The 23,998-nt window shown below is 70.4% G+C and carries 24 protein-coding genes and 1 tRNA gene; 16 read left to right on the forward strand and 9 right to left on the reverse strand.

Annotation, left to right across the window (positions count from 1 at the left end; translation table 11 throughout):
- Nucleotides 1–122: 122 nt before the first annotated feature.
- Nucleotides 123–1,553 (reverse strand): DUF6421 family protein, encoded by a 1,431-nt coding sequence (locus RAC81_RS09225; protein WP_375082095.1) that lies wholly within the window; start codon nt 1,551–1,553, stop codon nt 123–125.
- Between the two features lie 71 nt (nt 1,554–1,624).
- On the opposite strand from RAC81_RS09225, the gene RAC81_RS09230 reads away from it, so the two are divergent.
- From RAC81_RS09230 to RAC81_RS09240, 3 genes are read left to right on the forward strand one after another with little or no spacing between them, the layout of a single operon-like run.
- Complete coding sequence (locus tag RAC81_RS09230; protein ID WP_375082096.1) at nt 1,625–2,080, forward strand: Lrp/AsnC family transcriptional regulator; 456 nt, start codon at nt 1,625–1,627, stop codon at nt 2,078–2,080.
- Between the two features lie 54 nt (nt 2,081–2,134).
- A complete protein-coding gene (locus RAC81_RS09235) occupies nt 2,135–2,425 on the forward strand; it encodes a DUF4287 domain-containing protein (protein ID WP_375082097.1) in 291 nt (96 codons plus the stop codon).
- Nucleotides 2,426–2,461: 36 nt separating this feature from the next.
- On the forward strand, nt 2,462–3,436 hold the full coding sequence (locus tag RAC81_RS09240) for a 1,4-dihydroxy-2-naphthoate polyprenyltransferase (RefSeq protein ID WP_375082098.1): 975 nt from the start codon (nt 2,462–2,464) through the stop codon (nt 3,434–3,436).
- Between the two features lie 12 nt (nt 3,437–3,448).
- On the opposite strand, the gene RAC81_RS09245 is transcribed toward RAC81_RS09240, so the two are convergent.
- Nucleotides 3,449–3,733 carry a DUF4229 domain-containing protein gene (locus RAC81_RS09245; protein WP_375082099.1) on the reverse strand — a complete coding sequence of 95 codons (285 nt, stop codon included), beginning with the start codon at nt 3,731–3,733 and terminating at the stop codon, nt 3,449–3,451.
- 49 nt (nt 3,734–3,782) lie between these two features.
- Nucleotides 3,783–4,670, reverse strand: coding sequence for a hypothetical protein (locus RAC81_RS09250; protein ID WP_375082100.1), 888 nt, complete (start codon nt 4,668–4,670; stop codon nt 3,783–3,785).
- A 141-nt stretch (nt 4,671–4,811) separates the two neighbouring features.
- Here RAC81_RS09250 and RAC81_RS09255 point away from each other — a divergent pair, with 141 nt between their 5' ends.
- From RAC81_RS09255 to RAC81_RS09275, 5 genes are all read left to right on the forward strand, one after another.
- A complete protein-coding gene (locus tag RAC81_RS09255) occupies nt 4,812–5,792 on the forward strand; it encodes a glycosyltransferase family 2 protein (protein ID WP_375082101.1) in 981 nt (326 codons plus the stop codon).
- Nucleotides 5,789–7,129 carry a polysialyltransferase family glycosyltransferase gene (locus RAC81_RS09260; RefSeq protein ID WP_375082102.1) on the forward strand — a complete coding sequence of 447 codons (1,341 nt, stop codon included), beginning with the start codon at nt 5,789–5,791 and terminating at the stop codon, nt 7,127–7,129. Before RAC81_RS09255 ends, RAC81_RS09260 begins: the two co-directional genes overlap by 4 nt.
- Nucleotides 7,130–7,131: 2 nt before the next feature.
- On the forward strand, nt 7,132–8,298 hold the full coding sequence (locus tag RAC81_RS09265) for a cytidylyltransferase domain-containing protein (RefSeq protein WP_375082103.1): 1,167 nt from the start codon (nt 7,132–7,134) through the stop codon (nt 8,296–8,298).
- An 84-nt stretch (nt 8,299–8,382) separates the two neighbouring features.
- The gene (locus RAC81_RS09270; RefSeq protein ID WP_375082104.1) at nt 8,383–9,255 is read left to right on the forward strand and encodes an N-acetylneuraminate synthase family protein; all 873 of its coding nucleotides are present in this window, start codon (nt 8,383–8,385) and stop codon (nt 9,253–9,255) included.
- Nucleotides 9,252–10,667, forward strand: a complete 1,416-nt coding sequence (locus RAC81_RS09275) for a DUF6716 putative glycosyltransferase (RefSeq protein ID WP_375082105.1) — start codon at nt 9,252–9,254, stop codon at nt 10,665–10,667. The genes RAC81_RS09270 and RAC81_RS09275 overlap by 4 nt, the downstream gene beginning before the upstream one ends.
- A gap of 114 nt (nt 10,668–10,781) precedes the next feature.
- On the opposite strand, the gene RAC81_RS09280 is transcribed toward RAC81_RS09275, so the two are convergent.
- Both RAC81_RS09280 and RAC81_RS09285 read right to left on the reverse strand, forming a co-directional pair.
- Nucleotides 10,782–11,564 carry an ABC transporter permease gene (locus RAC81_RS09280; protein ID WP_375082106.1) on the reverse strand — a complete coding sequence of 261 codons (783 nt, stop codon included), beginning with the start codon at nt 11,562–11,564 and terminating at the stop codon, nt 10,782–10,784.
- Nucleotides 11,561–12,592 carry an ATP-binding cassette domain-containing protein gene (locus RAC81_RS09285; RefSeq protein ID WP_375082107.1) on the reverse strand — a complete coding sequence of 344 codons (1,032 nt, stop codon included), beginning with the start codon at nt 12,590–12,592 and terminating at the stop codon, nt 11,561–11,563. The genes RAC81_RS09280 and RAC81_RS09285 overlap by 4 nt, the downstream gene beginning before the upstream one ends.
- A gap of 61 nt (nt 12,593–12,653) precedes the next feature.
- Here RAC81_RS09285 and RAC81_RS09290 point away from each other — a divergent pair, with 61 nt between their 5' ends.
- Nucleotides 12,654–13,640, forward strand: a complete 987-nt coding sequence (locus RAC81_RS09290) for a helix-turn-helix transcriptional regulator (RefSeq protein ID WP_375082108.1) — start codon at nt 12,654–12,656, stop codon at nt 13,638–13,640.
- Here RAC81_RS09290 and RAC81_RS09295 read toward each other — a convergent pair.
- Nucleotides 13,629–14,564, reverse strand: a complete 936-nt coding sequence (locus RAC81_RS09295; RefSeq protein ID WP_375082109.1) for a hypothetical protein — start codon at nt 14,562–14,564, stop codon at nt 13,629–13,631. The two genes, RAC81_RS09290 and RAC81_RS09295, sit on opposite strands and share 12 nt — an antisense overlap.
- Nucleotides 14,565–14,710: 146 nt before the next feature.
- On the opposite strand from RAC81_RS09295, the gene RAC81_RS09300 reads away from it, so the two are divergent.
- Both RAC81_RS09300 and RAC81_RS09305 read left to right on the forward strand, forming a co-directional pair.
- A tRNA-Met gene (locus RAC81_RS09300) sits at nt 14,711–14,786 on the forward strand.
- 77 nt (nt 14,787–14,863) lie between these two features.
- The gene (locus RAC81_RS09305; protein WP_375082110.1) at nt 14,864–15,517 is read left to right on the forward strand and encodes a DUF3800 domain-containing protein; all 654 of its coding nucleotides are present in this window, start codon (nt 14,864–14,866) and stop codon (nt 15,515–15,517) included.
- 112 nt (nt 15,518–15,629) lie between these two features.
- On the opposite strand, the gene RAC81_RS09310 is transcribed toward RAC81_RS09305, so the two are convergent.
- Nucleotides 15,630–16,241: a TetR/AcrR family transcriptional regulator gene (locus RAC81_RS09310; protein WP_375082111.1), complete on the reverse strand. Its 612-nt coding sequence runs from the start codon at nt 16,239–16,241 to the stop codon at nt 15,630–15,632.
- 70 nt (nt 16,242–16,311) lie between these two features.
- Between RAC81_RS09310 and RAC81_RS09315 the strand changes: the two genes are divergently transcribed.
- Nucleotides 16,312–17,604, forward strand: a complete 1,293-nt coding sequence (locus RAC81_RS09315; RefSeq protein ID WP_375082112.1) for an MFS transporter — start codon at nt 16,312–16,314, stop codon at nt 17,602–17,604.
- Nucleotides 17,605–17,619: 15 nt separating this feature from the next.
- Here RAC81_RS09315 and RAC81_RS09320 read toward each other — a convergent pair whose 3' ends face one another.
- Nucleotides 17,620–18,429 (reverse strand): SDR family oxidoreductase, encoded by an 810-nt coding sequence (locus tag RAC81_RS09320; protein ID WP_375082113.1) that lies wholly within the window; start codon nt 18,427–18,429, stop codon nt 17,620–17,622.
- 122 nt (nt 18,430–18,551) lie between these two features.
- Between RAC81_RS09320 and arfB the strand changes: the two genes are divergently transcribed.
- The gene (gene arfB, locus RAC81_RS09325) at nt 18,552–18,992 is read left to right on the forward strand and encodes an alternative ribosome rescue aminoacyl-tRNA hydrolase ArfB (RefSeq protein WP_375082114.1); all 441 of its coding nucleotides are present in this window, start codon (nt 18,552–18,554) and stop codon (nt 18,990–18,992) included.
- A gap of 92 nt (nt 18,993–19,084) precedes the next feature.
- On the opposite strand, the gene RAC81_RS09330 is transcribed toward arfB, so the two are convergent.
- Nucleotides 19,085–21,163: a bifunctional lysylphosphatidylglycerol flippase/synthetase MprF gene (locus RAC81_RS09330; protein ID WP_375082115.1), complete on the reverse strand. Its 2,079-nt coding sequence runs from the start codon at nt 21,161–21,163 to the stop codon at nt 19,085–19,087.
- 86 nt (nt 21,164–21,249) lie between these two features.
- Here RAC81_RS09330 and RAC81_RS09335 point away from each other — a divergent pair, with 86 nt between their 5' ends.
- The 3 genes from RAC81_RS09335 to RAC81_RS09345 all read left to right on the forward strand — a co-directional run bounded on the left by RAC81_RS09335 (nt 21,250) and on the right by RAC81_RS09345 (nt 23,995).
- The gene (locus RAC81_RS09335; RefSeq protein WP_375082116.1) at nt 21,250–22,311 is read left to right on the forward strand and encodes a PQQ-dependent sugar dehydrogenase; all 1,062 of its coding nucleotides are present in this window, start codon (nt 21,250–21,252) and stop codon (nt 22,309–22,311) included.
- Between the two features lie 77 nt (nt 22,312–22,388).
- Nucleotides 22,389–23,555 (forward strand): MalY/PatB family protein, encoded by a 1,167-nt coding sequence (locus RAC81_RS09340; protein WP_375082117.1) that lies wholly within the window; start codon nt 22,389–22,391, stop codon nt 23,553–23,555.
- Nucleotides 23,556–23,644: 89 nt separating this feature from the next.
- Entirely contained in the window at nt 23,645–23,995 is a 351-nt protein-coding gene (locus RAC81_RS09345) for a PLDc N-terminal domain-containing protein (protein WP_375082118.1), read from the forward strand.
- The last annotated feature ends 3 nt before the right edge of the window (nt 23,996–23,998 follow it).

The following is a 23,998-nucleotide window of genomic DNA, read 5'->3' on the forward strand; positions in this document are numbered from 1 at the left end:
GTGGTCACCTTTCGCGGTGGGTCATTTCTGCGGTGATGGGCACGTTCTGCGGCCAGTGCGGTGCGAGATGACCGTAGAACCTGCGTTCGGCCGCAGAACGTGCACTGAAGCGAAGAGTTCGATCAGTCGTCGGACCCGCGGATGCCGACGGTCGACTCGATGACCGGCTTCATCTTCTTGTCGAGGGTCTCGAAGAACATCGACAGCGGGAACTCGTCGTCCATCACGGCATCCGTGTAGCCCTTGGGCGCGCCGGCGAGGATCTCGTCGGACAGTCCTCGCGCCCACCGCGATGCGGGATGCGGGGTGAGCGTGCCGCGCACGAGCTCGTAGGCGGCGAGCCAGTGCGCGACCTTCGGGCGGTCGATCGAGTGCCAGTAGAGGTCGTCGATCGCGTCGCCGAGTGCCACCACCGCGTCGGGCACGTTGTCCCAGTCGAACGCCAGGGCCGTGTCGGTCCAGTGCAGCACGCCGCGCTGATGCAGCCACGCGAACAGCAGCTGACCGCCGACCGCGTCGTAGTTGCGGGTGCGCGTGCCCGTGATCGCGAAGCGGAAGATCCGGTCGAAGATCACGGCGTACTGCACGAGTCCCGCGTGCTCGAGCATCTCCTGCTCGTCGGCGGTGAGCTGCTCGCCGGCCTCCCGTCGAGCGGTCAGGGAACGCTCGATCTTGACCGACTCGCGGAACGCCGTCATGTCGCAGCGCATCTCCTCGAGCGAGTACAGGAAGAACGGCATCCGCTGCTTGATCATGAACGGGTCGAACGGCAGGTCGCCGCGCATGTGCGTCCGGTCGTGGATGATGTCCCACATCACGAACGCGCGCTCGGTCTGCGCCTGGTCGTCGAGCATCGCGGCGGCGCGCTCGGGCAGCTCGAGGTTGGTGATCTCGGCGGCGGCGCGGACCACGCGGCGGTAGCGCGCGGCCTCCCGGTCCTGGAAGATCGCGCCCCAGGTGAACGAAGGGATCTCGCGCATCGCGACGGTCTCGGGAAAGAGCACGGCCGAGTTCGTGTCGTACCCGGGCGTGAAGTCGACGAGGCGCAGCGAGACGAACAGCTTGTTGCCGTAGTCGCCGGCTTCGAGGGCGGCGATGAACTCCGGCCAGATCGTCTCGACGATGAGCGCCTCGACGAGACGGTCGCTCGAGCCGTTCTGCGTGTACATCGGGAAGACCACGAGGTGACGGATGCCGTCGACGCGGTGCTGCTGCGGCTGGAAGGCCATGAGCGAGTCGAGGAAGTCGGGGACGCCGAAGTCCGAGGCTGACCAGCGATCGAAGTCCGCGACGGATGCCGCGAGGTACTCGGCGTCGTGCGGGAACGCGGGGGCGAGAGCCCGGATGCCGGCCGTGATCGCGGCGACGAGCTCGCGCGCCGCGGCGTGGTGCCCGGCGTCCGGGATCGACCCGTCCTTGACCTGCATCCCCCGGATGGCGATGGCCGCGTCCTTGAGCTGCGCCCACGCCGCCGACTGCTCGGCGGTCGCCGCGTCCTCCACGACCTCGGGTTCGCCGACGATGGCCTGAGTGTTCAGGGTAGGAGTGGACATGGAACCTCCGATCGGGGTGATAGCAGGAAATTTTCCGGCGAGTATGGAATCCTGACGATAATCTTACATCCATGGATGATTCTGTCGATCGCGCGATCCTGGCCGAGATCTCCCGGGACGGCCGAGCCACACTCGCCCACCTCTCGGAGTCGGTCGGCCTCTCCGTGTCGGCGGTCCAGTCCCGGCTCCGGCGGCTCGAGACGCGCGGCGTCATCACCGGCTACCGCGCGATTCTCGACCCCGAGCAGGTCGGCGCGCCTCTGTCGGCCTTCATCGAGATCACGCCCCTCGACCCCGCCCAGCCCGACGACGCGCCGGAACTGCTCGAGCATCTGACCGCGATCGAGGCGTGCCACTCGATCGCCGGCGACGCGAGCTACATGCTGTTCGTCCGCGTCGCGACGCCGCGCCACCTCGAGGAGCTCGTCCGCGACATCCGCCTCGCCGCGAACGTCAACACCCGGACGACGGTCGTGCTGCAGACGTACTACGAGCACCGGCCGTTGGTCACCGTCGCCGCGGGATAGCGCGCGCCGAGCGGAGCGCGATACGGTGACCGAAACCGACGCAGAGGAGTACCGATGTCCTTCCAGGCCTACCTCGACAAGGTCGAGACCCAGACCGGTCTCACCCCTCGCCAGTTCATCGAACTCGCGAAGGAGAAGGGCTTCGACGAGACGACGAAGTCGACGGTCGTCCTCAACTGGCTCAAGGAGGAGTACTCCCTCGGTCACGGGCACGCCCAGGCCATGGTGCACGTCATCCTCAAGGGGCCGAAGATCAGCGACAAGCACGTCGGCACGGGCGGCTCGCACGGCGACAAGAGCGACACGCTGTGGCTGGACGGCAAGGACTCGAACCCGAACCCCTGACGGGCCGGGAAAGTCGCGGCCAGTAGGATTCCCTCCGTGGCAGCATCGACCAAGCGCAAGAAGAAGAGCCGGCCCTCGTCGCGGAAGCCCGTGCGGGCGAGCGGCAACCCCGCGAAGAAGCCGATCGTCGAAGCGGGCCCCATCACGGCTCGGGACTGGATCGGCGCTGCGCGCCTGCGCACCCTTCCGCTCGCGATCGCCCCGGTGGTCATCGGCACCGGCGCTGCCCGCAGCACCGGCCCCGAGTTCCACTGGGTCATCGCCCTCGCCTGCCTCGCCGTCGCCGTGCTGCTGCAGATCGGCGTGAACTTCACCAACGACTACAGCGACGGCATCCGCGGCACGGATGCGGTGCGGGTCGGCCCGGCGCGGCTCACTGCCTCCGGGCGCGTGAAGCCGCGCACCGTGCTGATCATCGGCCTGGTCTTCTTCGCTCTCGCCGCGGCCGTCGGCGTCGCGATCGTCATCCGCACGGAGCAGTGGTGGATGCTGGCGGTCGGCGCCGCGTGCATCGTCGCAGCCTGGTTCTACACCGGCGGCAAGCGCCCCTACGGCTACTTCGGGCTGGGCGAGGTCTTCGTCTTCGTGTTCTTCGGACTGGTCGCGACCCTCGGAACCACGTGGGTGCAGGTCTTCGAGCTCCCGCAGCAGGCATGGCTCGGGGCGATCGCCGCCGGACTCTTCGCCTGCGCGGTGCTGCTCGCGAACAACCTCCGCGACATCGATCAGGACCGCCTCGTCGGCAAGCGCACGCTCACGGTGCTGATCGGCCGTCGCCCCACGCAGGTTCTCTTCACGCTCTTCGTGCTGGCGCCCTTCGGCATCCTGGTCTTCCTGGCGCTGCTTTACCCGATCGCGTGGCTCGGCGTGCTCGCGCTGCTCGCGGGGCTCCCCGCGATCCTCATCGTCTGGACGTATCGCCAGCCGAAGGAGCTCGTGATCGCCCTTGCGCTGACGTCGCTCACGGCGCTGCTCTACGCGGGCGCGCTGTTCTGGGCCTTCGTCGGCTGACGACGAGACGCGTCAGGGGCGGTCAGACTCGTCGATCGCGGCGTCCTCGGCATCCGCGTCGGCCTGACCGGCCACCGCGCGTCCCTCACGGCGCTCGTGGATGCGCGCCGAGGCGTCGGACAGCGGAGTCCTCAGGAAGATCATCGAGATGCTGGCCCCGATGAGCGCGGCGAAGATCGCAGCGAGCCACCAGAACTCGCGGAAGATCGGGAAGAAGAACCACATCACGGCGAGCGGGACGAGGAACGCCAGCAGCCGCAGCACGGTGTAGACGAGGAGAGGGGCGGTCTTCTTCACCAGGACAGTCTACGTTCGGGTGCCCAGCAGCCGGCTGAGAGAGAGGCCGTCAGAGGTCGAGGGAGGCGAGGGGGATGCCGCGCACGACCCGCTTCCACGGGTGCTCGCCGAGGGTCCACAGGTAACCGGCATCGAGGTCGAGGGCGAGGTCCTCGCACCCGACGGGCAGAGGCACCGCACTCCGCTTCAGACCGCCGAGGTGGCCGGTCCAGAGCGTGCCGGGGCGGAGCAGATCGGATTGCGAGACGAAATGGCGCTCGCCCCAGCGCACGGCTCCCTGCATGCGCGGGATGCCGGGGGCTGCGCGCTCGATCTCGCTGAAGCGACCGTCATCAGCCTCGGGCAGCGAGAACTCGCCGATCCGTCCGCGGTCGTCCTTCCGGTACTCGCCGATCAGCACGCGCGGCAGCGGGGTTCCTTCGGCGTCGAACACGCGGCCGATGTAGGAGCAGCGCAGCGGCACCGGGTGCACCCGACTCCGCACAGCCACGAGTGCGGTGACGCGCGGACCGCGTCGGGTGGACCCGGCCAGGCGTCGGGCGACGGCTCCGTGCACCCGTCGCACGCGCGAGAGGTCGAACTCCCAGATGCCGTCGTTGGTGGCGGCGACGAACAGCCTGTCGTCGAACCAGGCGAGGCCGCCGGCGTGGATCGGTGCGGGCTGCAGCTCGCCGTCCTCCTCGACTGCGAGCAGCACGTCGAGGTGGCGCGAGCGGTCCAGGTCGACGAGGGCGACCCGTGACGCCAGATGGTGCCCGTCGAGGCGCTGCCGGAACCAGCTGACCGCCAGGGTGCGCCGTCCGTGCCAGACGCCGAGATCGACGCCCTGCGGATACCAGCGCCTGGTCCAGGACCGGGCGGTCAGCCAGCGCAGGTCGACCGCGTCGCGACGCTTCTGCCGCACGGGGCGCCACGTGGTTCCGAACGGCCAGAGCATCCTCCCATCGTCGCCGATCCGCACCTCGTGCGCGAATGCGACGGGGCGCGTCGCGCGCGGTCACCGCCCGTTCACCTGTGCGTCGCCGTCCGGCAACGAGCGCCTGCGACCATGCCGGGACCGTCCACCACCGGGAGATCCGTGCGCAGACCGCTCGTCACCGTCATCCTTCCTGCGAAGGACGCAGGAGCGTACATCGGCACGACGCTCGAGACGCTGACCCGGCAGTTCGACGACCCGGCAGCGCTGCAGCTCGTCGCGATCGACGACGGCTCCCGCGACGACACCGGGGCGATCATGCGCACCTACGCCGAGCGGATGCCGCACGCCACCGTCATCTTCAACCCGCGCCCGCGCGGCCTGGCGAGCGCCCGCAATCAGGGGCTCGCCGAGGTCGAGGGAGACGCGTTCTGCTTCCTCGACGGTGACGACTGGATGCAGCCGCGTCGCCTCGAGGTGCTGGCCCGTCGGCTGCGCGAGCTCGACTGCGACATCGTGCGCACCGACCACGTGACCGTGCGCGACGGGGTGCGCGCGCTGGTCAGGGCGCCGCATCCGTGGCGGGAGCAGGTCCAGTCGCCGCGCGAGGCGATCCTGCCCGAAGACGAGCCGACGATGGTCGACTACCCCTTCGCCTGGGCCGGGATGCTGCATCGCCGTGTGCTCGACGACGGCCTCGCGGGTTTCGTCCCCGGACTCTTCACGGCCGAGGACCGACCGTGGATCTGGCGACTCCATCTGCAGGCGAGCTCGTTCGCGGTCGTCGACGCCCCGGCTCTGCTGTACCGCCGCGGAGTGTCGACCTCGCTCACCCAGGTGCGCGATCGCCGCCAGCTCGACTTCGTGAAGGCGATGCACGAGGTGCTCGACATCGTGACCGCGGACTCCGAGGCCGAGCGCTTCCTGCCGAAGGCGGTGTGGACGGTGCTGGCTCTCAGCTCGCGACACCTCGTCCGCGCACGGCGGATGACGCCGGGACTGCGCGCAGAGATGCGCTCCGGCATCCGCGGGCTGCTCGGCCGTCTGCCCGCGCTCGAATCGGATGCCGTGCTCGGGCGCCTCGACGGCCCGCGGCGTCGGGTGCTCGCGTCGCTCCTGCGCTCGGTCGAGTCGGCGGCATGACGCAGCTGTTCGCGCTGCACAGCGCCTACGCCCTCACGACGGCGGTCGCCGCGCTCGACGCCGGTCTGCTCGGCGACGATGACGACCGGGTGCTCGTCCCCTTCGTCTCGGCCCGTGTGCCGGAGACCACCGTCGGCATCCTCGACGATCCGGCGCTCGCGAGCCTGCGCGCACGGTTCGACCGCATCGAGGATCTCGACGCGCTGCTGGGACCGCTGCACCCGAGCGCATGGAAGCCGGAGAAGTCCGAGCTTCCCGTGCTCGAGCGGTTGCTCACCCGGGCCTGGCGGTTCGACGGCGACGACCTCGAGATCCTCGTGCAGAGCCCCCAGGTCGCGCCCGCGCTGACGCTGATGCGGCTCTTCCCCCGTGCGCGCATCACGATCGTCGGGGACGGGTTGATGACCTACTCGCCCCTGCGCGTGAAGCTGCCCCACACGATCGGCGCGCGCATCGGCCGGGTCGTGTACGCCGACGTCGTGCCGGGCGTCGCGCCGCTGGCGGCCTCGCCGGGCGCGGAGGTCGTGCCCGTGCCCGCAGAGGCGTTCCGCCGCGTGCTGCTCGAGGCGGCTCCGCCGGACCCGGTCGATCGCGGGGACGGGGAGACGGTGCTCGTGCTCGGCCAGTATCTCGCCGCCCTGGGGCTCCTCTCCGACGCCGAGGAGGTCGCCCAGCAGCGGCAGATGATCGATCTCGCGGCGCGACGGCGACCGAGCCGCATCGTGTTCAAGCCGCACCCCTCCGCTCCGCCCCGGGTCACCGACGCGCTGCGCGAGCACGCGCGGGCGCTGTCCGTCGAGCTCGTGGAGTACCGCGGCGGCTTGTCGGCGGAAGTGCTCGCTGAGCGCCTCGACGCACGCACCGTGATCGCCGGCTTCTCGACCGCGCTGCCGACCGTGCAGAGCGCGTTCGGTCGCGAGATCGACGCGGTCGGCACCGACGCCCTGCTCCACCGTCTCACGCCCTTCGAGAACAGCAACCGCATCCCCGCGACGATCGTCGACGTGCTCACCCGCGCCGATTCGCCGTATCGCGAGCCGGCCCAGCTGCAGCTGCTCGTCGATGCGGTGGGATACGCCATGCAGCCGCTCGTCGCTGCCCACCTGCGTCCGCGGGCGGAGGCGCTGCTGCGCAGCATCCGCTCGGGCGATCGCGACCGCTACTTCTCGCCGCAGCGTCTGGCCGAACTGCGCCTCCCCGGCGCGCCGACGCCGACCCTGGCGGATCGCGCGCTGCGGCCCGCCGGGGGTATCGGGCGGGTGGAGGAACTGCGGCTCACCGCGCTCGGCGCTCGGCGCCGCATCGGACGCGCCTGGCGAGTCCTGAGAGGACGATGACGATGACCGATCCTGCGACCACCGGGCGAACGGTCGCGATCATCCCGGCCCGCGGCGGATCCAAGGGCGTACCACGCAAGAACGTGCAGCGCGTGGGCGGAGTGCCGCTCATCGAGCGGGCGGTGCGCAGCGCGCTCTCCGCCGAGGGCATCGACCTCGTGGTCGTGTCGACCGACGACGCCGAGATCGCGACGGTCGCGTCCGCAGCGGGAGCGGTCGTCGTGCGGCGACCCGACGAGCTGTCGGGTGACACCGCGTCGTCGGAGAGCGCGATCCTGCATGCGCTGGACGAGATCGAAGCCGCAGGGGAGCGGGTCGAGGTCGTCGCCTTCCTGCAGGCAACGTCGCCGTTCATCTCCGCCGACGCGCTCGCCGAAGCCGTGCGCGAGGTGCGGGAAGAGCGCGCCGACAGCGTGTTCTCGGCGTTCGAGACGTACGGATTCCTCTGGGCGCGCACGGGCGACGACGCCGCGGTCGCGCTCAACCACGAGGCGGGCCACCGTCCCCGGAGGCAGGATCGCGACCCCCACTACCTCGAGACCGGGGCGTTCTACGTCTTCCGCGCAGACGGTTTCCGCGAAGCGCAGCACCGGTTCTTCGGACGCATCCGCATCACGGAGGTGCCCGAGTGGTCGGCCATCGAGATCGATGACGCGCAGCAGCTCGAGATCGCGCGCGCGCTCGCCGCGCTGCACGAGACGCCGGAGCGGATCCCGGTGCGGGCCGTGGTGACCGACTTCGACGGCGTGCACACCGACGACACCGCGAGCGTGGATGCCGACGGCGTCGAGCGCGTCAGGGTGAGCCGCGAGGACGGCATGGGGGTCTCGCTGCTGCGAAAGGCCGGCATCCCGATGCTCATCCTCTCCACCGAGGTGAACGCGGTGGTGCGCGCCAGGGCCGAGAAGCTCAGGGTGCCCGTGCTGCACGGCATCGAGGACAAGGAGTCCGCGCTGCGCGGGTGGGCCGAGGAGAACGGCATAGCGCTCGACGAGATCGCCTACCTGGGAAATGACGTCAACGACCTTCCCGCGATGCGGATCGTCGGGTGGCCGGTCGCGGTCGCGAACGCGCATCCGCGGGTGCTCGCGGAGGCGCGGGTCGTGCTGACACGGCGAGGCGGCCGCGGTGCCGTACGCGAGCTCGTCGAACGGGTGTTGCCCGCCTGACGGGTGCCGGTAACCCTCCTGTCGCGCGGTGTTCACTCTCCGCGCGTACCCAGGAGGGAAGGCCATTCGACGACCGGAGGAACCATGACTGTCAGCATCGGATCGCGCGTCATCGGAGGCGGTCGTCCCGCTTACGTCATCGCCGAGATCGGCCTGAACCACAACGGCGACGTCGACATCGCCAAGCGCCTCATCGACGTCGCGGCGAAGGCCGGTGCGGATGCCGTCAAGTTCCAGAAGCGCACGCCGGAGATCTCGACGCCCGAGCACATGCGTGACGTACTGCGCGAGACGCCCTGGGGCACCATGACCTACTTCGAGTACCGCCACCGCATCGAGTTCGGTCGCGACGAGTACGTCGAGATCGGCGACCACGCCACCATGCTCGGCCTCGACTGGTTCGCCTCGCCGTGGGACGTGCCGAGCGTGGAGTTCCTCGAAGACCTGAACGTCGTCGCGCATAAGGTCGCGTCGGCGAGCCTGACCGACACCGAACTGCTCGTCGCGCTGCGCGAGACCGGCAAGCCGATCATCCTGTCGACCGGGATGTCGACCATCGAGCAGATCGACCGCGCCCTCGACACGCTCGGCACCGACCGCGTCGTGCTCATGCACGCCACCTCGACCTACCCGCTCGAGCCGGGGGAGGCCAACCTCCGCGTCATCGCGTCGTTGCGCGACCGGTACCCCGGCATCCCGGTCGGGTACTCGGGCCACGAGCGCGGCCTGCAGATCTCGCTCGCCGCCGTCGCGCTCGGCGCCGTCGCCGTCGAGCGGCACATCACCCTCGACCGCACGATGTGGGGCTCCGACCACGCGGCGTCGCTGGAGCCGACCGGTCTCGAGCACCTCGTGCGCGACATCCGTGTGATCGAGAAGGCCCTCGGCGACGGCGTCAAGCGCGTGTTCGACAGCGAGCGCGCCCCGATGGCCAAGCTGCGTCGCGTTCCGGCGTGAGCGTGTCCGCGGGCATGAGCGCGCGCCAGGCGCTGCGCGTCGTCGCGATCGCCGACGCCGATTCGTTCGTGAAGTGGTCGGCGTCGCTGCTGGGCGCCGTGGACGGCATCCATCGCCATCTCCTCCTCGTGCGCACGCCGCTCACCGTCAGCGTCGAGCAGCTGGGGGCGGCGCTGGCCGGCACCGGGATGCAGGAGCACGACGTGACGCGCGTCGGTTTCGAGCGCGTGCAGGGATGGCTCGAGGGGCAGCGGCCGGACGTGGTGCTGCTCGCCGGGCGGGGCCCGTTCGTCCGGCTTCTCGGACGCGTCGTCGATCGGCTCTCCCGGCGACCGGTGGTCGTGGCGGGGCTCCCGGGAATGGCGATCCCGGCGCAGCGCGGCGCGCTCGACTACCGCCGTCACGCCGACCTGCTCGTCGTGCATTCGCACCGCGAGGAGCGGGCGTTCGCGGAGCTCGGCCACCGCATCGGGGTGCGGGTGCCCACGGCGCTCGCGACGCTACCCTTCGCGCGGTTCCGATCACGGATGCTGGCGCTGGACCGCGCACGCGTGCTCGCCGCCGAAGCGGCCCGGCCCGGTAGCACCCTGCTCGCCGACCGGTCGCCCGTGGTCGAGCCCCGTGCGAAGCGCGAGCCGGCCACCGACGTCGTCTTCGCCGCTCAGGCTCTCGTGCCGACCGCACGGGAGGAGCGCGCCGAGATCGTCGCCACCCTCGTTCGGGCCGCGCAGGCCGACCCCGAGCGTCGTATCGTGGTCAAGTTGCGCTCGCGGCCGGGCGAGTCCGAGACGCACCTCGAGCGCGATCCGTACCTCGACCTGCTGCCCCATCGGCGACCAGACAACCTCGTCGTGTCTTATGACTCCATGGCGCAGGCGCTGTCGACCGCGGCCGGTCTCGTCACCGTCAGCTCGACCGCGGCGGTCGAGGCGGTGGCCCTCGGCATCCCCGTCATCGCCCTCGACTCGTTCGGGGTCAGCAAGAGCCTGCTGAACACCGTCTTCGTCGGCAGCGGACTGCTGGGCGGACGCAGCGAGGTCGTCGCGGGCCGGTTCCGGCATCCGCACCCCGATTGGCTGCGCGACAACTACTTCCATCCGCCCGCGGAGTCCACGTGGTGGAGCCGCGTCGAGGAGCTCGTGGCGCAGCGCCGCGCCGGCCGGCTGCCGGCCCGCACGGTGCCCTCGCCCCGCGGGGGAGCGCTGCACGAGTCGTGGCATCGTGCGAGCGTGCTCGGCCGCGAGGACCGCTCGGTGAGCGGCACCGCGGCGCTCGCGCTCGGCGTGCCGGCGACCGCCGCGCTCGCCCGCCTCCGACGAGGACGCACGCCGTCGACAGGCGGCACCTGGGCCGACGCCTCGAGCGACTTCACGCTCGAACCCAACCCGTTCCACGACTCGATCCGGCGCTGAGCCGAGTGCCCGGAGCCCGGAACATCCAGACCGGCACGGCCCCGCCCGGCGTGTCGTGACCAGACACGCCGGGCGGATGCCGCAGGCCCCGGGTTTCCCGGGCCGCATCCTGGCTCAGTTGCTGCGGCGGATCGCACGCACCCCCACCGCGAGACCCAGGACCGCGACCGCGAGGGCGGCGACCCAGCCCCACAGCACCGTGACGTCGCCGAGGTCTCCGGCGAACAGCGCGCGCTCGGCCTGCACGACCCAGTTCACGGGGTTGACCGCGGCGACCGCGCGCATCCACGCGGGTCCCTCGTCGAGGGGGAGCAGCATGCCCGAGAGGATCAGCAGCGGGAAGATGAGTGCCTGCTGAACCCCCCAGAACAACCACTCGCGGTCCTTGGTGGCCAGCGCGAGCGAGTACGACAGGGCGCCGAGCCCCACCCCGAAGACCGCGAGCAGCGCGAGGCCGATCAGCAGCCCCGGCACATGGATCGCGAACCCGAACGGCCACGCGATGAGCACGATCACCAGTGCCTGCACGACGATCGGCGCGATCTCCTTCAGAGCGCGCCCGACGAGCAGCGACGACCGCGCGAGCGGTGCCACGAGGGTGCGCTCGTGCGAGCCGGTCATCATCTCGTACTGCAGGTTCGATCCGGTCGCCCCCGTGCCGAACAGCACGATCATGACGAGCACCCCGGGCACGAACCAGGCGAGGGTCTCTCCGGCCGGCTGCCCCGACTGTCCGACGAGCAGCGGCGCGAAGAGCCCGAGGAAGACGAGCGGCTGCAGCAGGCTGAAGATCAGCGTGAACGGATCGCGCAGCACGGGCTTCAGCTCACGTGTGAGCACGTTGCGGGTGTCCCGGGCGAGGTTCGGGCGCACGAGGGTGTCGGCGGTGATGCTCATGAGAGGGCTCCTGTCTTGTCGGATTCGGTCGCGTCGGAGGATTCGGATGCCGAGGCGTCGCCCTCGCCCGCTTCGCGCAGCGTGCGCCCGGTGAGGGCGAGGAAGACGTCGTCGAGGGTCGGCGGCACACCTGTCGCGCGCCGTACGAGGATGCCGGCCGCGTCGAGCTCGCGGACGATCCGCGGCAGCAGACGGTCGCCCTCGGGCGCCGCGAGGCTCACCGCGTCGTCGTCGATCGTCACCTCGGCGGCGGCGAGCCGGGCGATGAGGGGACGCGCGGCCACGGCATCCGCTTCCGTCGCGAAGCCGAACGTCAGAACGTCCCCGGCGAGGGTCGCCTTGAGCGACGCCGCGTCGTCGTCGGCGATGATGCGCCCCCTGTCCATGACCATGACCCGTTCGGCGTAGCGATCGGCCTCCTCCAGGTAGTGCGTGGTGAGGAAGACGGTCGTCCCGTGCTGCGTGCGCAGGTCGAGGATGTGCTCCCAGAGGTTCGCGCGGCTCTGCGGATCCAGACCCGTCGACGGTTCGTCGAGGAAGATGAGCGGCGGCGCGTGCATGAGGCCGAGGGCGATGTCGAGGCGGCGCTTCTGGCCGCCGCTGAGCTGCTGCACGGTACGGTTCGCGAACGATCCGAGGTCGAGCGAGCCGATCAGCTCGTCGGCACGCCGGATGCTGTCGCGTCGCGACATGCCGTAGAAGGTGCCCTGGCTGAGCAGTTCGTCCCGCACGCGCTGCGAGAAGCTGCCGCTGGTGAGCTGGCCGACGTAGCCGATGCGGGCGCGCACGCCAGCGGCATCCGAGCGGATGTCGTGGCCGACCACACGGGCGGTGCCCGCCGTCGGGGGGATCAGGGTCGTCAGCATCCGCAGACTCGTCGACTTGCCGGCGCCGTTGGGCCCGAGGAACGCGACGAGCTCGCCGCGCGCCGCGGTGAAGGAGAGGTCGGTGACCGCTTCGACCGACGTCTTCTTGACGGTGAAGACCTTGGTGAGGCCCTCGGTTTCGATGATGGATTCGTTCGCCATGCCTCGACGGTAGGAGGCAACCAGGACACATCCTGTCCGCGATATCTGCCAACCTTGGAACATGTCCGACACGACCTCGCGAGCGCTCTCCCTGCTGAACCTCCTGCAGACGCATCGACATTGGCCGGGCAACGAACTGGCCGCCCGGCTCGGCGTGACCGAGCGGACCGTTCGTCGTGACGTCGACCGGCTGCGCGAGCTGGGGTACCGCGTCGAGTCGACGCCGGGAGCGGCAGGCGGGTACCGGTTGGAGGCGGGCAGTGCGGTGCCGCCGCTGCTGCTCACCGATGACGAAGCCGTGACCATGGCGATCGGCCTGCGCGTCGCGGCGACGCAGCAGCTGGTCGGCGGATCCGAGGTCACGCTCACCGCCCTCGCCAAGCTCGAGCAGGTGCTCCCGGCGGCGCTGCGACGACGCGTGAACGCGCTCGCCGCGTCGGTGCAGCCGACGACCTCGCGCCCGGCATCCGTCATCTCACCCGTGGTGCTCGGAGAGCTCGCGCTCGCCGCGCGCGATCACGAGCGGGTGCGGCTGCGGTACGTCGATCGCGAGGGCGTCGAGAGTGTGCGGAGGGTCGAGCCGCACGTGCTGTCTCCCGCCGACCGGAACTGGTATCTGCTCTGCTGGGATCTCGAGCGCGACGACTGGCGCACGCTGCGCGTCGACCGCATCGACTCGGTGGAGCACACGCGGGTGCTCTTCGCCCCGCGTGACCTGTCGGAAGAGGAGGTGCAGGAGCGCATCCTGCTCGCGACGTCGTGGTCGCCGCAGAAGATCGAGGCCGACGTCGTCATGGACCTGCCGATCGAGAGGATGCGCGAGTACTTCGGGATCTGGGCGGACGGCGCCGTCGCCGAGGATGAGGCACGGACCCGGTGGCCCATCGGCGGCTCGGATTGGCGCGAGGCCGTGTACGGCATGTTCTATGTGCCGCCCGGCGTCGAGTACACGACCGACTTCCCGGAGCCGCACCGCGCGGAGCTGCGGGAAGCGCTGGGGCGGCTCATCCGCGCCCTCGACGCCCCGGCTCCCGCGTCACGCTTCTGAGTGGCGAGACGGCAGGATCGACGGCGGGTCCGCATCGTTCCACCGCTGCAAGGTCTGCAGGAGCCAGAACCACGCGAAGAGCAGCAGCGCGACGACCTCGCCGATCAGCAGGGCTGGGGTCTCGCCGAACACCTGCCGGAACAGCACGGCCGCGGCGAGGAAGAGCAGGTCGACGATGAGGAGCCCCGCTATCCACCGGTAGATCGAGCGTCGGCGCGGCGTGGGCGGAGTCTCGCCGGGTTCGAGCGGTCCTCCCGCGTAGAGGATCGGCACGGCGGAGAAGACCCCGAAGAACGCGAGCGTGGCGACGAAATGGATGCTGTGCACCGGCCAGAAGTTGAAGGGGAAGCTCTCGTTCAGCGACGGGACGAACGCGAGTGCCGTCACGACGGATGCCGTCGCGATCGCGATCACCGAGACGAGCGCCGCCGAGCGGTTCGGCGTGCGCGTGCGCGCCCGGATGACGGCGGTCACGATCACGGTCGCGACCACGACGATCGCGTACACCGCGATGCCGGCCTTGGCCGACTCCACGGCGCCGCCGGGGATGCAGTCCATCGCGGCGGGGCAGGGGAGGTGCCCCTCGGCGCGCGTGTCGGCGATGCCCGTGGGCACGATCGCGATGAGCGGCGCGAACACGGCGCAGACGTCGAGCAGCGTCGTCGCTCGATTGCGGCCGGACAGTGCCAGCAGCGCCACGGAGACGGCGATGAGCGCGCCCGTGAAGACGTCGCGCACCGGCGTGTAGAACGCGTGGCTGATCGACGGCAGCGGATGCCAGCCGAACTGGAGCGGCTGCCAGATGACGACGACGCTCTGCAGCGAGACGGCGACCAGCAGGGCGAAGACAACGAGAACGAGTGCGAGGCGCAGGTAGCGATGGGTCCTCTGACCGGTCGTGGCGGGGGCGTCGGCGGCGGTCATGCCCGTGACGCTACACCGGTGTTCCGCGTCGTCTCCTGGTCACGCGCCGACTCTCACCGTCACGGGACGAAACGTCCCGACACGCGGCGTCAATCCCTCGGCGGGTGCTGGTGTTCGTGAGCACGCCCCGGTAGCGTCGACCCCATCGCGGCGATCCGGGCGGTCCCGGGCCTCAGCTCATACCTGATGGCGTTGCGGGTTCGACTCCCGCCGTCGCGTCCACTCCGGAAACCTCGTACGCGAGCTGATATCTCGGGTCGCACCCGGGCGCGGCTCTCTGGCGCTCGTACGATCCGACCGTGGCCGACATCTACCTCTACGCCGACGAGACGGGAAACCTCGACTACGGGGCCGTCGCCTCGCCAACGGAGTCGGGATACTTCGGATTCGGTACGGCCATGTTCGAGAACGCTCACGGCGACGCGCTCTGGCGGGGCCACGAGCTCCGCACGGCGCTCGCCGCGAAGGGCTTCCAGCTTCCGAGCGGGTTCCATGCGAAGAACGACAGCGTGGCGACGCGGAACGAGGTCTTCGGCGTCATCCGGGACCTCGCGCCGAGGCTCGACACCACCTTCTTGTACAAGACCAACGCGTACGAGTACGTGCGCGCGAGGGGGCAGATGTACCTCTACAAGCTCGCCTGGTATCTGCACATCAAAGAAGTGGTCCTCAGGGTGTCGTCGTCTGCGGATCGTGTGGTGATCATCGCGGGGAGTTTCGGTACCAAGACGAGGGCGTCGCAGGCGCGCGAGGCGATCCAGGACGTGTGCGATCAGATCGATCGTCGGATAACGCTCTGCGTGTGGGACGCTTCGACGTCCTGGGGCTTGCAGGTTGCGGACTATGCACTCGGGGGAGTTCACCGGCACCTGGTCGGCAAGGGTGGAGCGTGGTTTCGAGAGTCGGTGGAGCCGTCACTGGCCACCACGTTCACGCCCTGGGGCACTGGCTGAAGAAGTGTGCCGGCTATCCCCTCAGGGAAGAGATCCCCTGGACCTCTTTTCGCCGGCGGGGTCAGCGTACCAGAGACAACCGACAAGGCTCCGGAGCCCCGCGTGCCGGTCCTCAGGCCCCCTGCCCGAGCCGCTTCTCGATCGGATCCCATCCGCCCTCGAGCACGGCGAAGCCGGCATCCAGCGTCGCGAGCTGGTCGTCGCTGTCGGTGACGAGCAGCTGCATCTGCAGCACGAAACGGGCGAAGACGCGGATCTCGGCAGTGGGTGCGTCGAGGCCGAGCTCCTCGGCGATGGCATCGGCGAGAGCATCCTCGTGGCGCAGCCACATCTTCGCGGCGTAGTCGCGCAGCGCGGGGGTCTCGTTGAGGAAGCGCATGAAGGTGCGCGCGACGTCCTCGCCGTGCTCGTCCAGGTTTACGCCGATCTCACCGCGGTAGAAGTCATGGATGGCTCGGCTGATCGTCACGCCCTCCGCCCGGTCGCGCACCGCGGCGACGAGGCGATCGCGCTGCTCGTCGTCCTCGTCGAAGACCAGCGCCTCCTTCTGCGGGAAATGCGCGAAGACGGTCGTGGGGGAGACATCGGCCGCATCGGCCACCTCCCGGATGCTGACGTTGTCGAATCCGCGCTCCAGGAACATCATCGTCGCCACGTCGGAGATGTTCTTGCGGGTCGCGGCCTTCTTGCGTTCGCGGCGGCCCACCGGCTCGGCAGTCGTCATGCCGACAGCCTATCGCGAAGCCGATACAAAACTGGGTTGACACCAAAACTGGTATTGATACGGTTACGGAGTGACTTCACTCAACTCGTCTGCGCGCGGCGGAACGCGCGCCTGGATCATGCTCGTCGTGCTGACGATGCTCACAGTGATCGGCATGACCGTCGTCCTCCCCGTGCTGCCGTTCGTCGTGCTGCAGTACGTCACGCACGAACACGATCTCGCCCTCTGGGTCGGCGTGCTCGAGGCCATCAACGGGCTGTGTGCGTTCCTCGTGGCCCCGTTCCTCGGCCGCCTCTCCGACCGGTTCGGCCGGCGGCCGGTCATCATCGCCGCGGCGTTCGGAGCCGCCTTCTCGATGGCGCTGTTCGGCATCGGGGGCGCCATCTGGGTGCTCGTGCTCGCCCGCGTCATCCAGGGCCTCACGGCCGGCGACCTGCCGGCGCTGTTCGCCTACCTCGCCGACATCACCCCGCCTGAGAAGCGCGCGCAGCGCTTCGGCCTACTCGGAGCACTCTCCGGCATCGGCACGATGCTGGGCCCGGCGATCGGCGGTCTCCTGGCGGCGGTGAGCCTGCAACTGCCCGTGTTCCTCACGGCGGCCGTGTCACTCGTGATCGCGATCCTCAGCCTGTTCCTCCTGCCCGAGAGCCTGAAGCCCGAGAACCGCATCTCCGCGATCCGCGCGCGCGACGTGCAGCCCTTCGCCGTCTTCAAGAACGCGTTCGCCAGGAAGGAGCTGCGCGCCCTCATGATCGGCTTCGGCCTGCTGGCCCTGCCGTTCGGGTTCTTCGTGAACAACTTCAGCGTGCTCGCGCTCGACTCGATCCAGTGGGGACCGACGCAGATCGGCCTCCTCACCGCCGGCGTCGGCATCATCGACATCCTGATCCAGGGCGTGCTGCTCGGCATCCTGCTCCCGCGCATCGGCGAGAGGGGCGTGATCGTGAGCGGCATCGTCGCGCAGATGATCGGGCTCGCCGGACTCGCGATCGTCGCGTCGGTCCTCGCCCAGCCCTGGGTGTTCATCGTCGGCGCCCTCCTGCTGGCGGCGGGCCAGGGGGCATCGCAGGCCGCGATGGACGGCGCGATGTCGAACGCGGTCGGCGACGACGAGCAGGGCTGGCTCGGCGGAGCGACCCAATCGCTCAACGCCGCCATGAGCACCGTCGCCCCGCTCATCGCCGCCGCGCTCTACACGACCGTCAGCCACGCCGCGCCCTACTGGCTCGGCGTCGCCATCATGATCGTCGCGGCGATCGTCGTCGGCCGTGCGCACATCGCGAACACCGCGAAGCGGGAGCACGATCCTGTTCACGGCGAGCCCGCTGCCCCCACGCAACCGGCGGTCGCGGAGATCCGCTGAGGCGCCGGGCGGCGCCTACACGGTCCGCCAGCTGTGCTCCGTGATCGCCGCCCCCGCCTGCGGGCCCATCTGCAGCATCCCGCCGTCGATCGCGATCGACGCGCCCGAGATGTACGCCGCCTCGGGCGACGCGAGGAAGGCGATCAGCGCGGCGACCTCGCGGGCGTCGCCGGGGCGTCCGAGCGGGATACCGGGACGGTCGACCGTGCGCGGATCGACGTCCTCGTTGCCGGTCATCGCCGTCGCGATCTCGCCCGGTGCGACGCTCACCGCGCTGATGCCGTACGCGCCGAGCTCGAGGGCGAGGTTCTTCATGAGTCCGCCGAGCCCGTGCTTGGCGGCGTCGTACGCGCTGGCGCCGACCATGGGCTGGTGCTCGTGCACGCTCGTGACGGCGATCAGCCGGCCCCCGTGGCCCGCGGCGACCATCGCTCTCGCCGCGCGCTGCAGGCACACGAACGCGCCGGTGAGGTCGGTGTCGACCACGCGGTTCCAGTCGTCGAGCGACAGGTCGAGGAAACGCGTGCTCGCACCGGTGCCGGCGTTGTTGACGAACACGTCGACGCCCCCGAGCTCGGCGATCAGTCCGTCGATCACATCGCCGCACGCCGGGATGTCGGAGACGTCCAGCTGGGTCAGCACCGCGCGCGCCCCGTGCGCCCGTACCTCGGCTGCCGTCTCCTCGGCCCCCGCCTGGTCGGAGTGCCAGGTGATGCCGACGTCGATCCCCGACGCGGCCAGGGCGACCGCCGTCGCCCGCCCGATCCCCGAGTCCGCCGCCGTCACGATCGCCCGTCGTGCCTCCGCCTCGATGCCCGTGCTCATGGTCCTGCTCCTTCGCTCGTCGGTCGTTGCGGTCGACGGTACGAGCACCTCGCGCCGTCGCCGAACGGGTTGACCGCGGACCGATGCGGCGCTAGCGAGCAGTGAGCGGGAAGATGGATGCCATGGTCGCACCGTTCCGCCCCGGCCTCCGCGTCTCGTCGGGGCTCACGATCCCCGACGCCGAGCTGTCGTGGCGCTTCTCGCGGTCATCGGGTCCGGGAGGTCAGGGGGTCAACACGGCCGACTCCCGGGTCGAGCTCAGCTGGGACGTGACGAACAGCTCGGCTCTCTCGGCCGCGCAGCGCGACCGTCTGCTCGACCGGCTCGCATCGCGGCTCGTCGGCGGTGTCGTCACGATCGCGGCATCCGAGCATCGGGCGCAGCTGCGCAACAGGGATGCCGCGCGTGAGCGCCTCGCGGCCCTCGTCGCGGCCGCGCTCCGTCCTGCTGCGCCGCCGCGGCGTGCCACGAAGCCGACCCGCGGCTCGAAGGAGCGCCGTCTGACGGCGAAGCACCGGCGTACCGACGTCAAGCAGCTGCGGCAGAGACCCCGCGACGTCTGACGCGCGTCGCAGTTGTGCACCCGCGTCGCAGGATGCCGCCGAGAACCTGCGACGCACGGGGACATCTGCGACGCGAGCGTGCGCGCCAGAAGTCAGTCCTTCCCGCCTCCTCGGACGAGCTCGAGACCCGCACCGGCGAACTGCCGGAGCGTCGCATCCGGCAGGAACGCGCGGGTCAGCGCCGGCCCGATCGCGGCGAGGTCGCTCTCGTCGCGGAACAGCAGGTACATGGTCTCGTAGCGCGGGTGGAACTTCTGCTTGAACCGGTGCAGCGATCCGAAGCCGTACACGGGTTCGAGGGCGTCAGCCAGCCGGTCGCTGAGCGCCGCGATCATGCCGGCGTCCGGCGGGTAGTCGTGGGCGAGCGGGGCCCCGGAGAGCGACATGATCTGCGCACCCTCCTCGGCGAACTGCCGTGCGGACGAGCCGATGAGGAACTCCATGACCGGTCCGAAACCGCCGTCGCGTCGACGCATGAGGTCGAGCGTCCAGCCGCGCACGACTCCGCCCTCGCCGTAGACGGGCAGCCACGAGAGGAATCCGTCCACGTCGCCGTTCGGGGCGAGGGCCAGGGCGAGCCGCACTTCGGGATCCTCGGCCTCCTCGAGGGTGCCGAGGGTGAAGCGCATCTCTGGCAGGTCCTTGTCGCCGACCCAGGCCTCGGAGATCGCCCGCAACTGCTGCTGCACGCCCCAGGATTCGGCCTTGAGGTGCGTCATCCGGAAGGTCATCTCCTCGCGGCCCGCCCTGTTCAGGGAGCTGCGCACCGAGTTCCAGCGCTTGCCGGTGAACTCCAGTCCCGGGAGGTCGACGATCGTGTCGTCGGCGACCACGAGGTTCCGCCATCCGGCCGGCACGGCGGCTCGCGTCGCGTCGTCCGCGCTGAAGAAGCACGGCACGAGTCCGGCGCTCTCGGCGGTGCGGATGAAGTCCGCCACGGCCTCGGCCCGGCTCTCGGGTGGTCCGATCGGATCCGCGAGGGCCAGCGCGACCCCGGCGCGCCGCTGGTAGGCGACGATGCCGCCGCCGGCGACCCGGGCGTAGCTGTTCCCCTCCCACGTCGTCATCCACGAGAGCGTGCCCCCGCCGTGCGCGCGGAGCGCGGTCTTCACGTCGTCGACGGTGGGCGCGGGCTGGATGCCGAGAAGCGAGCGTCGCCGGGAACGGAAGGCCCGGCGGACGCCGATCAGGTACGCCAGCATGATGATCCACAGGAAGCCGTTCGCGAGCGCGAGCTCCGTCTCGCCGTCCCACCGGAAGTCGACCTGGGCCTGGCTGAACACCGTGATGAGGGTCAGCACGAGCGCGGCGACGAGCACGTTGAACAGGCCGAGCAGGATCGCCAGCACCCAGGCGAACCGGCGACCGCGGCGCAGACCGTTCACGAGCACGAGGATCACGACGAGATCGATCGCGAGGTCGATGAACCCGCCCGACACCGGCTCGGTGGGCCCGAACGGTCCGTCTGTGGCGATGAGGGTCGTGATGATCTCGACTGCACCCAGCACGAGGATCGCCACGACCGCGATGAGCCGCTGTTCGCGCACCGTCGTCCGAGCCACCCGCAGCGAACGGTCGACCGCGAGGATGAGCAGCACGGCCAGCAGATGCTCGAGGTCCGCGACCTTGCCCCAGAACAGCATCGCGATGAACACGAAGCCGAGCAGGATGAGCCAGCCGCGCACGCGCCACGGCGGGCGGAACAGTCCGACGGCCGCCGCGATACAGGCCATGGTGCCGCCCGACGCGCCGACGTCGAGGGCCTGCGCCTGGGTGCTCGCCCACGCCCACGGGAACTGCGACAGCACGAACAGCAGCAGGGCGGTGGCGAGGATCGCGAACAGCTGACCGATCCAGTAGTAGGCGAGCGCGACCCGGCTTCCGCGGCGGAACTCCAGGTACGCCATGCCCCAGAAGCCGGCGATCGTGAACACGTACACCCACGGCTCATTGACGAAGAACGTGCCGGTGAGCGGCGTCCACCACTTGCCCTCGGCGAGGTTGGGCAGACCGTAGGCGACGGTTCCGAACAGGGTGGACTCCTCGAACGGACGCCACAGCCCCTGCGACGCGACGCCCACCGCGAGGATCAGCGCCACCATCGTCAGCGTCGCGGGGATGCGCCTCACGACGGACAGAACGGGATGCGGAGTGCTGCGCGCCTCGGTCATGCGCTCAGCGTAGCGACGGGGGAGCGGCCACGGGAGGGCGACCGCGGTGCCTTGTCCCTGCGGCCCCCGCCGCGTTGGATGGAGGCATGTCCCCCGACGCCCGCTCACTGCGCCCCGTACGACGCCGCGCGCTCGCCGCCGTGGCCGCGGCATCCGTTCTCCTGGTGGCCGCGTGCGCGGCAGCCCCTCGTCCGGCGTCGCCGGCCGCCGTCGACTCCGTCGCCGAAGGGCTCGACGCTCCCTGGTCCGTCGCGTTCCACGAGGGTGTCGCCCTGGTCAGCGAGCGCGACAGCGCGCGCATCCTGGAGCTCGGCGACGACGGACCCCGCGAGGTCGGCGCGGTCGACGGCGTGGTCGCGGGCGGTGAAGGAGGACTCCTCGGGCTGGCCTTGAACGAGGGCGAGCTGTTCACCTTCTTCACCGCGGAGGACGGGAACCGGGTCGAGCGGCGCGAGATCCGCGGCGACGCCGGTGCCCTCACGCTCGGACCGGCGACCACGGTGGTCGACGGCATCCCCGCCGCGCGCACCCACAACGGCGGACGCATCGCCTTCGGACCGGACGGGATGCTGTACGTCACCGCCGGCGACGCCGGCGACCGCGACAGCGCGCAGGATCCGGACGCCCTGTCGGGGAAGATCCTCCGGCTCACCCCCGAGGGCGACGTGCCGGACGACAATCCGGTCGAGGGCTCTCCGGTGTGGAGCCTCGGCCACCGCAATCCGCAGGGCATCGCGTGGGATGCCGACGGCACGATGTACGCGAGCGAGTTCGGGCAGGACACGTGGGACGAGCTGAACGTCATCGAACCCGGCGGCAACTACGGGTGGCCCGAGGTCGAGGGCATCGCCGGGAACGACGACTTCATCGACCCGGTGCAGCAGTGGGAGCCGGATGCCGCGAGTCCGAGCGGCATTGCAGTCATCGGCACCGACCTGGTCGTCGCGAACCTCCGCGGGGAGCGACTGCGGGTCGTGCCGCTCGACGATCTCGACGCGAGCACCGAGCTGTTGCAAGGGGAACTGGGTCGGCTGAGGGATGTCGTCGCGGCGCCGGACGGCGGCGTCTGGGTCGTCACGAACAACACCGACGGCCGGGGGAGCCCCCGCGACGGCGACGACCGGATCGTGCGGATCGACCTCGACTGACGATCCCTTCCCGCGCCCGGTGTCCGCCGCACGCGGGAAGATGGAGGGAGCCCGCCGATCCCTGACAAGGAGCCCGCATGACCCTCGCCGCATCCTTCGACGCCATCGACGTCGAGCACCTCCGACGGATCGGCGGCCTCAAGTGGTCGACGTTCCCCGACGCCGTGGGCGCGTTCGTCGCCGAGATGGACTTCGGGGTCGCCCCCGGCATCTCCCGGGCCGTGCACGCCGCGGTCGACCAGGGGCTGTTCGGATACCTGCCGTCGTCCGTGTCGGATGAGATGTCGCAGGCGGCCGCTGAATGGATGCGCGACGTCTACGACTGGGTTGTCCCGGCATCCGACATCCATCCGATCGCCGACGTGATCCAGGGCCTGAAGCTGGCGATGGAGCACTTCTCGCGCCCGGGCGCCCCCGTGATCGTGCCGACCCCCGCGTACATGCCCTTCCTGACGGTGCCGCTCGCCGCGGGGCGCGAGGTCATCCAGGTCCCGATGATCGTGACGGAGGGCCGGTACACGCTCGACCTCGACGGCATCGACGCGGCGTTCCGTGCCGGCGCCGATCTGCTGGTGCTCTGCAACCCGTACAACCCGGTGGGCCGCGTGTTCGACCGCGACGAGCTCGTGGCGGTCAGCGAGGTCGTGGATCGCCACGGCGGGCGGGTGTTCTCCGATGAGATCCACGCGCCGCTCGTGTACGCGCCGGGAGCGCACACGCCGTACGCCTCGGTGTCGCCCGTCACCGCGGGGCACGCCGTGACCGCGACCTCCGCGTCGAAGGCCTGGAACCTCCCCGGCCTGAAGACCGCCCAGCTGATCCTCACCAACGACGCCGACCGGGCGATCTGGGAGCCGATCGGACCCATGGAGTCCCACGGCGCGAGCAATCTGGGCGTGATCGCGAACACCGCCGCCTACCGAGACGACCGCGCCTGGCTCGCCGACGTCGTGCAGTACCTCGACGGCAACCGACGCTTCCTGGGCGAGGCGCTCGCCGCACGCATCCCCGAGATCGCGTACCGCGCTCCCGAGGGCACCTACATCGGGTGGCTCGATGCCAGGGCACTCGAGCTGGGGTCGACCCCGGCAGACTTCTTCCGCGAGCGGGCGGGCGTCGCGCTGACCGACGGATCGGCGACCGGCGCAGCGGGCGTGGGTTTCATGCGATTCGTGTTCGCGACGTCCCGGCCGATCATCGAGCAGGCCGTCGACCGCATGGCCGAAGCCCTCGCGAAGCGCTGACCGCCCGCTCTCGCTAACGATCCGGCCTCGTTGTGCCCCGGTGCGACCGCGCCAGAGCCTCCGCGTTCTCGCGCGCCTAGACTGGATACGTGGCGAGACTGTTGATCGTAGGCGGCTTCCTGGCCGCCGTGTTCTGGGTGTTCAGCATCGTCGACTGCGCCGTGCAGCCGTCGACGCGGCACCGGGGCGTGCCGAAGGCCGCCTGGATCGCGATCGTCGTGCTCATCCCCGTCATCGGCGGCATCCTCTGGTTCACGATCGGCCGCCGCCGCGCGAACGACACGGGAAGCATCCGCACGGTCGCGCCCGACGACGACCCCCAGTTCCTGCGCAGCATCAGCAAGAGCGAGCAGGACGCGCGCATCCGCCGTCTCGAGGAGGAGCTCGCGCGCCTCGAGGACGAGACCGACGACGGCGCCGCACCGGATCCGCGTCCGTGACCT

The organism is Microbacterium sp. CR_7 (assembly GCF_041954755.1).
In the GTDB taxonomy this organism is placed as follows: domain Bacteria; phylum Actinomycetota; class Actinomycetes; order Actinomycetales; family Microbacteriaceae; genus Microbacterium.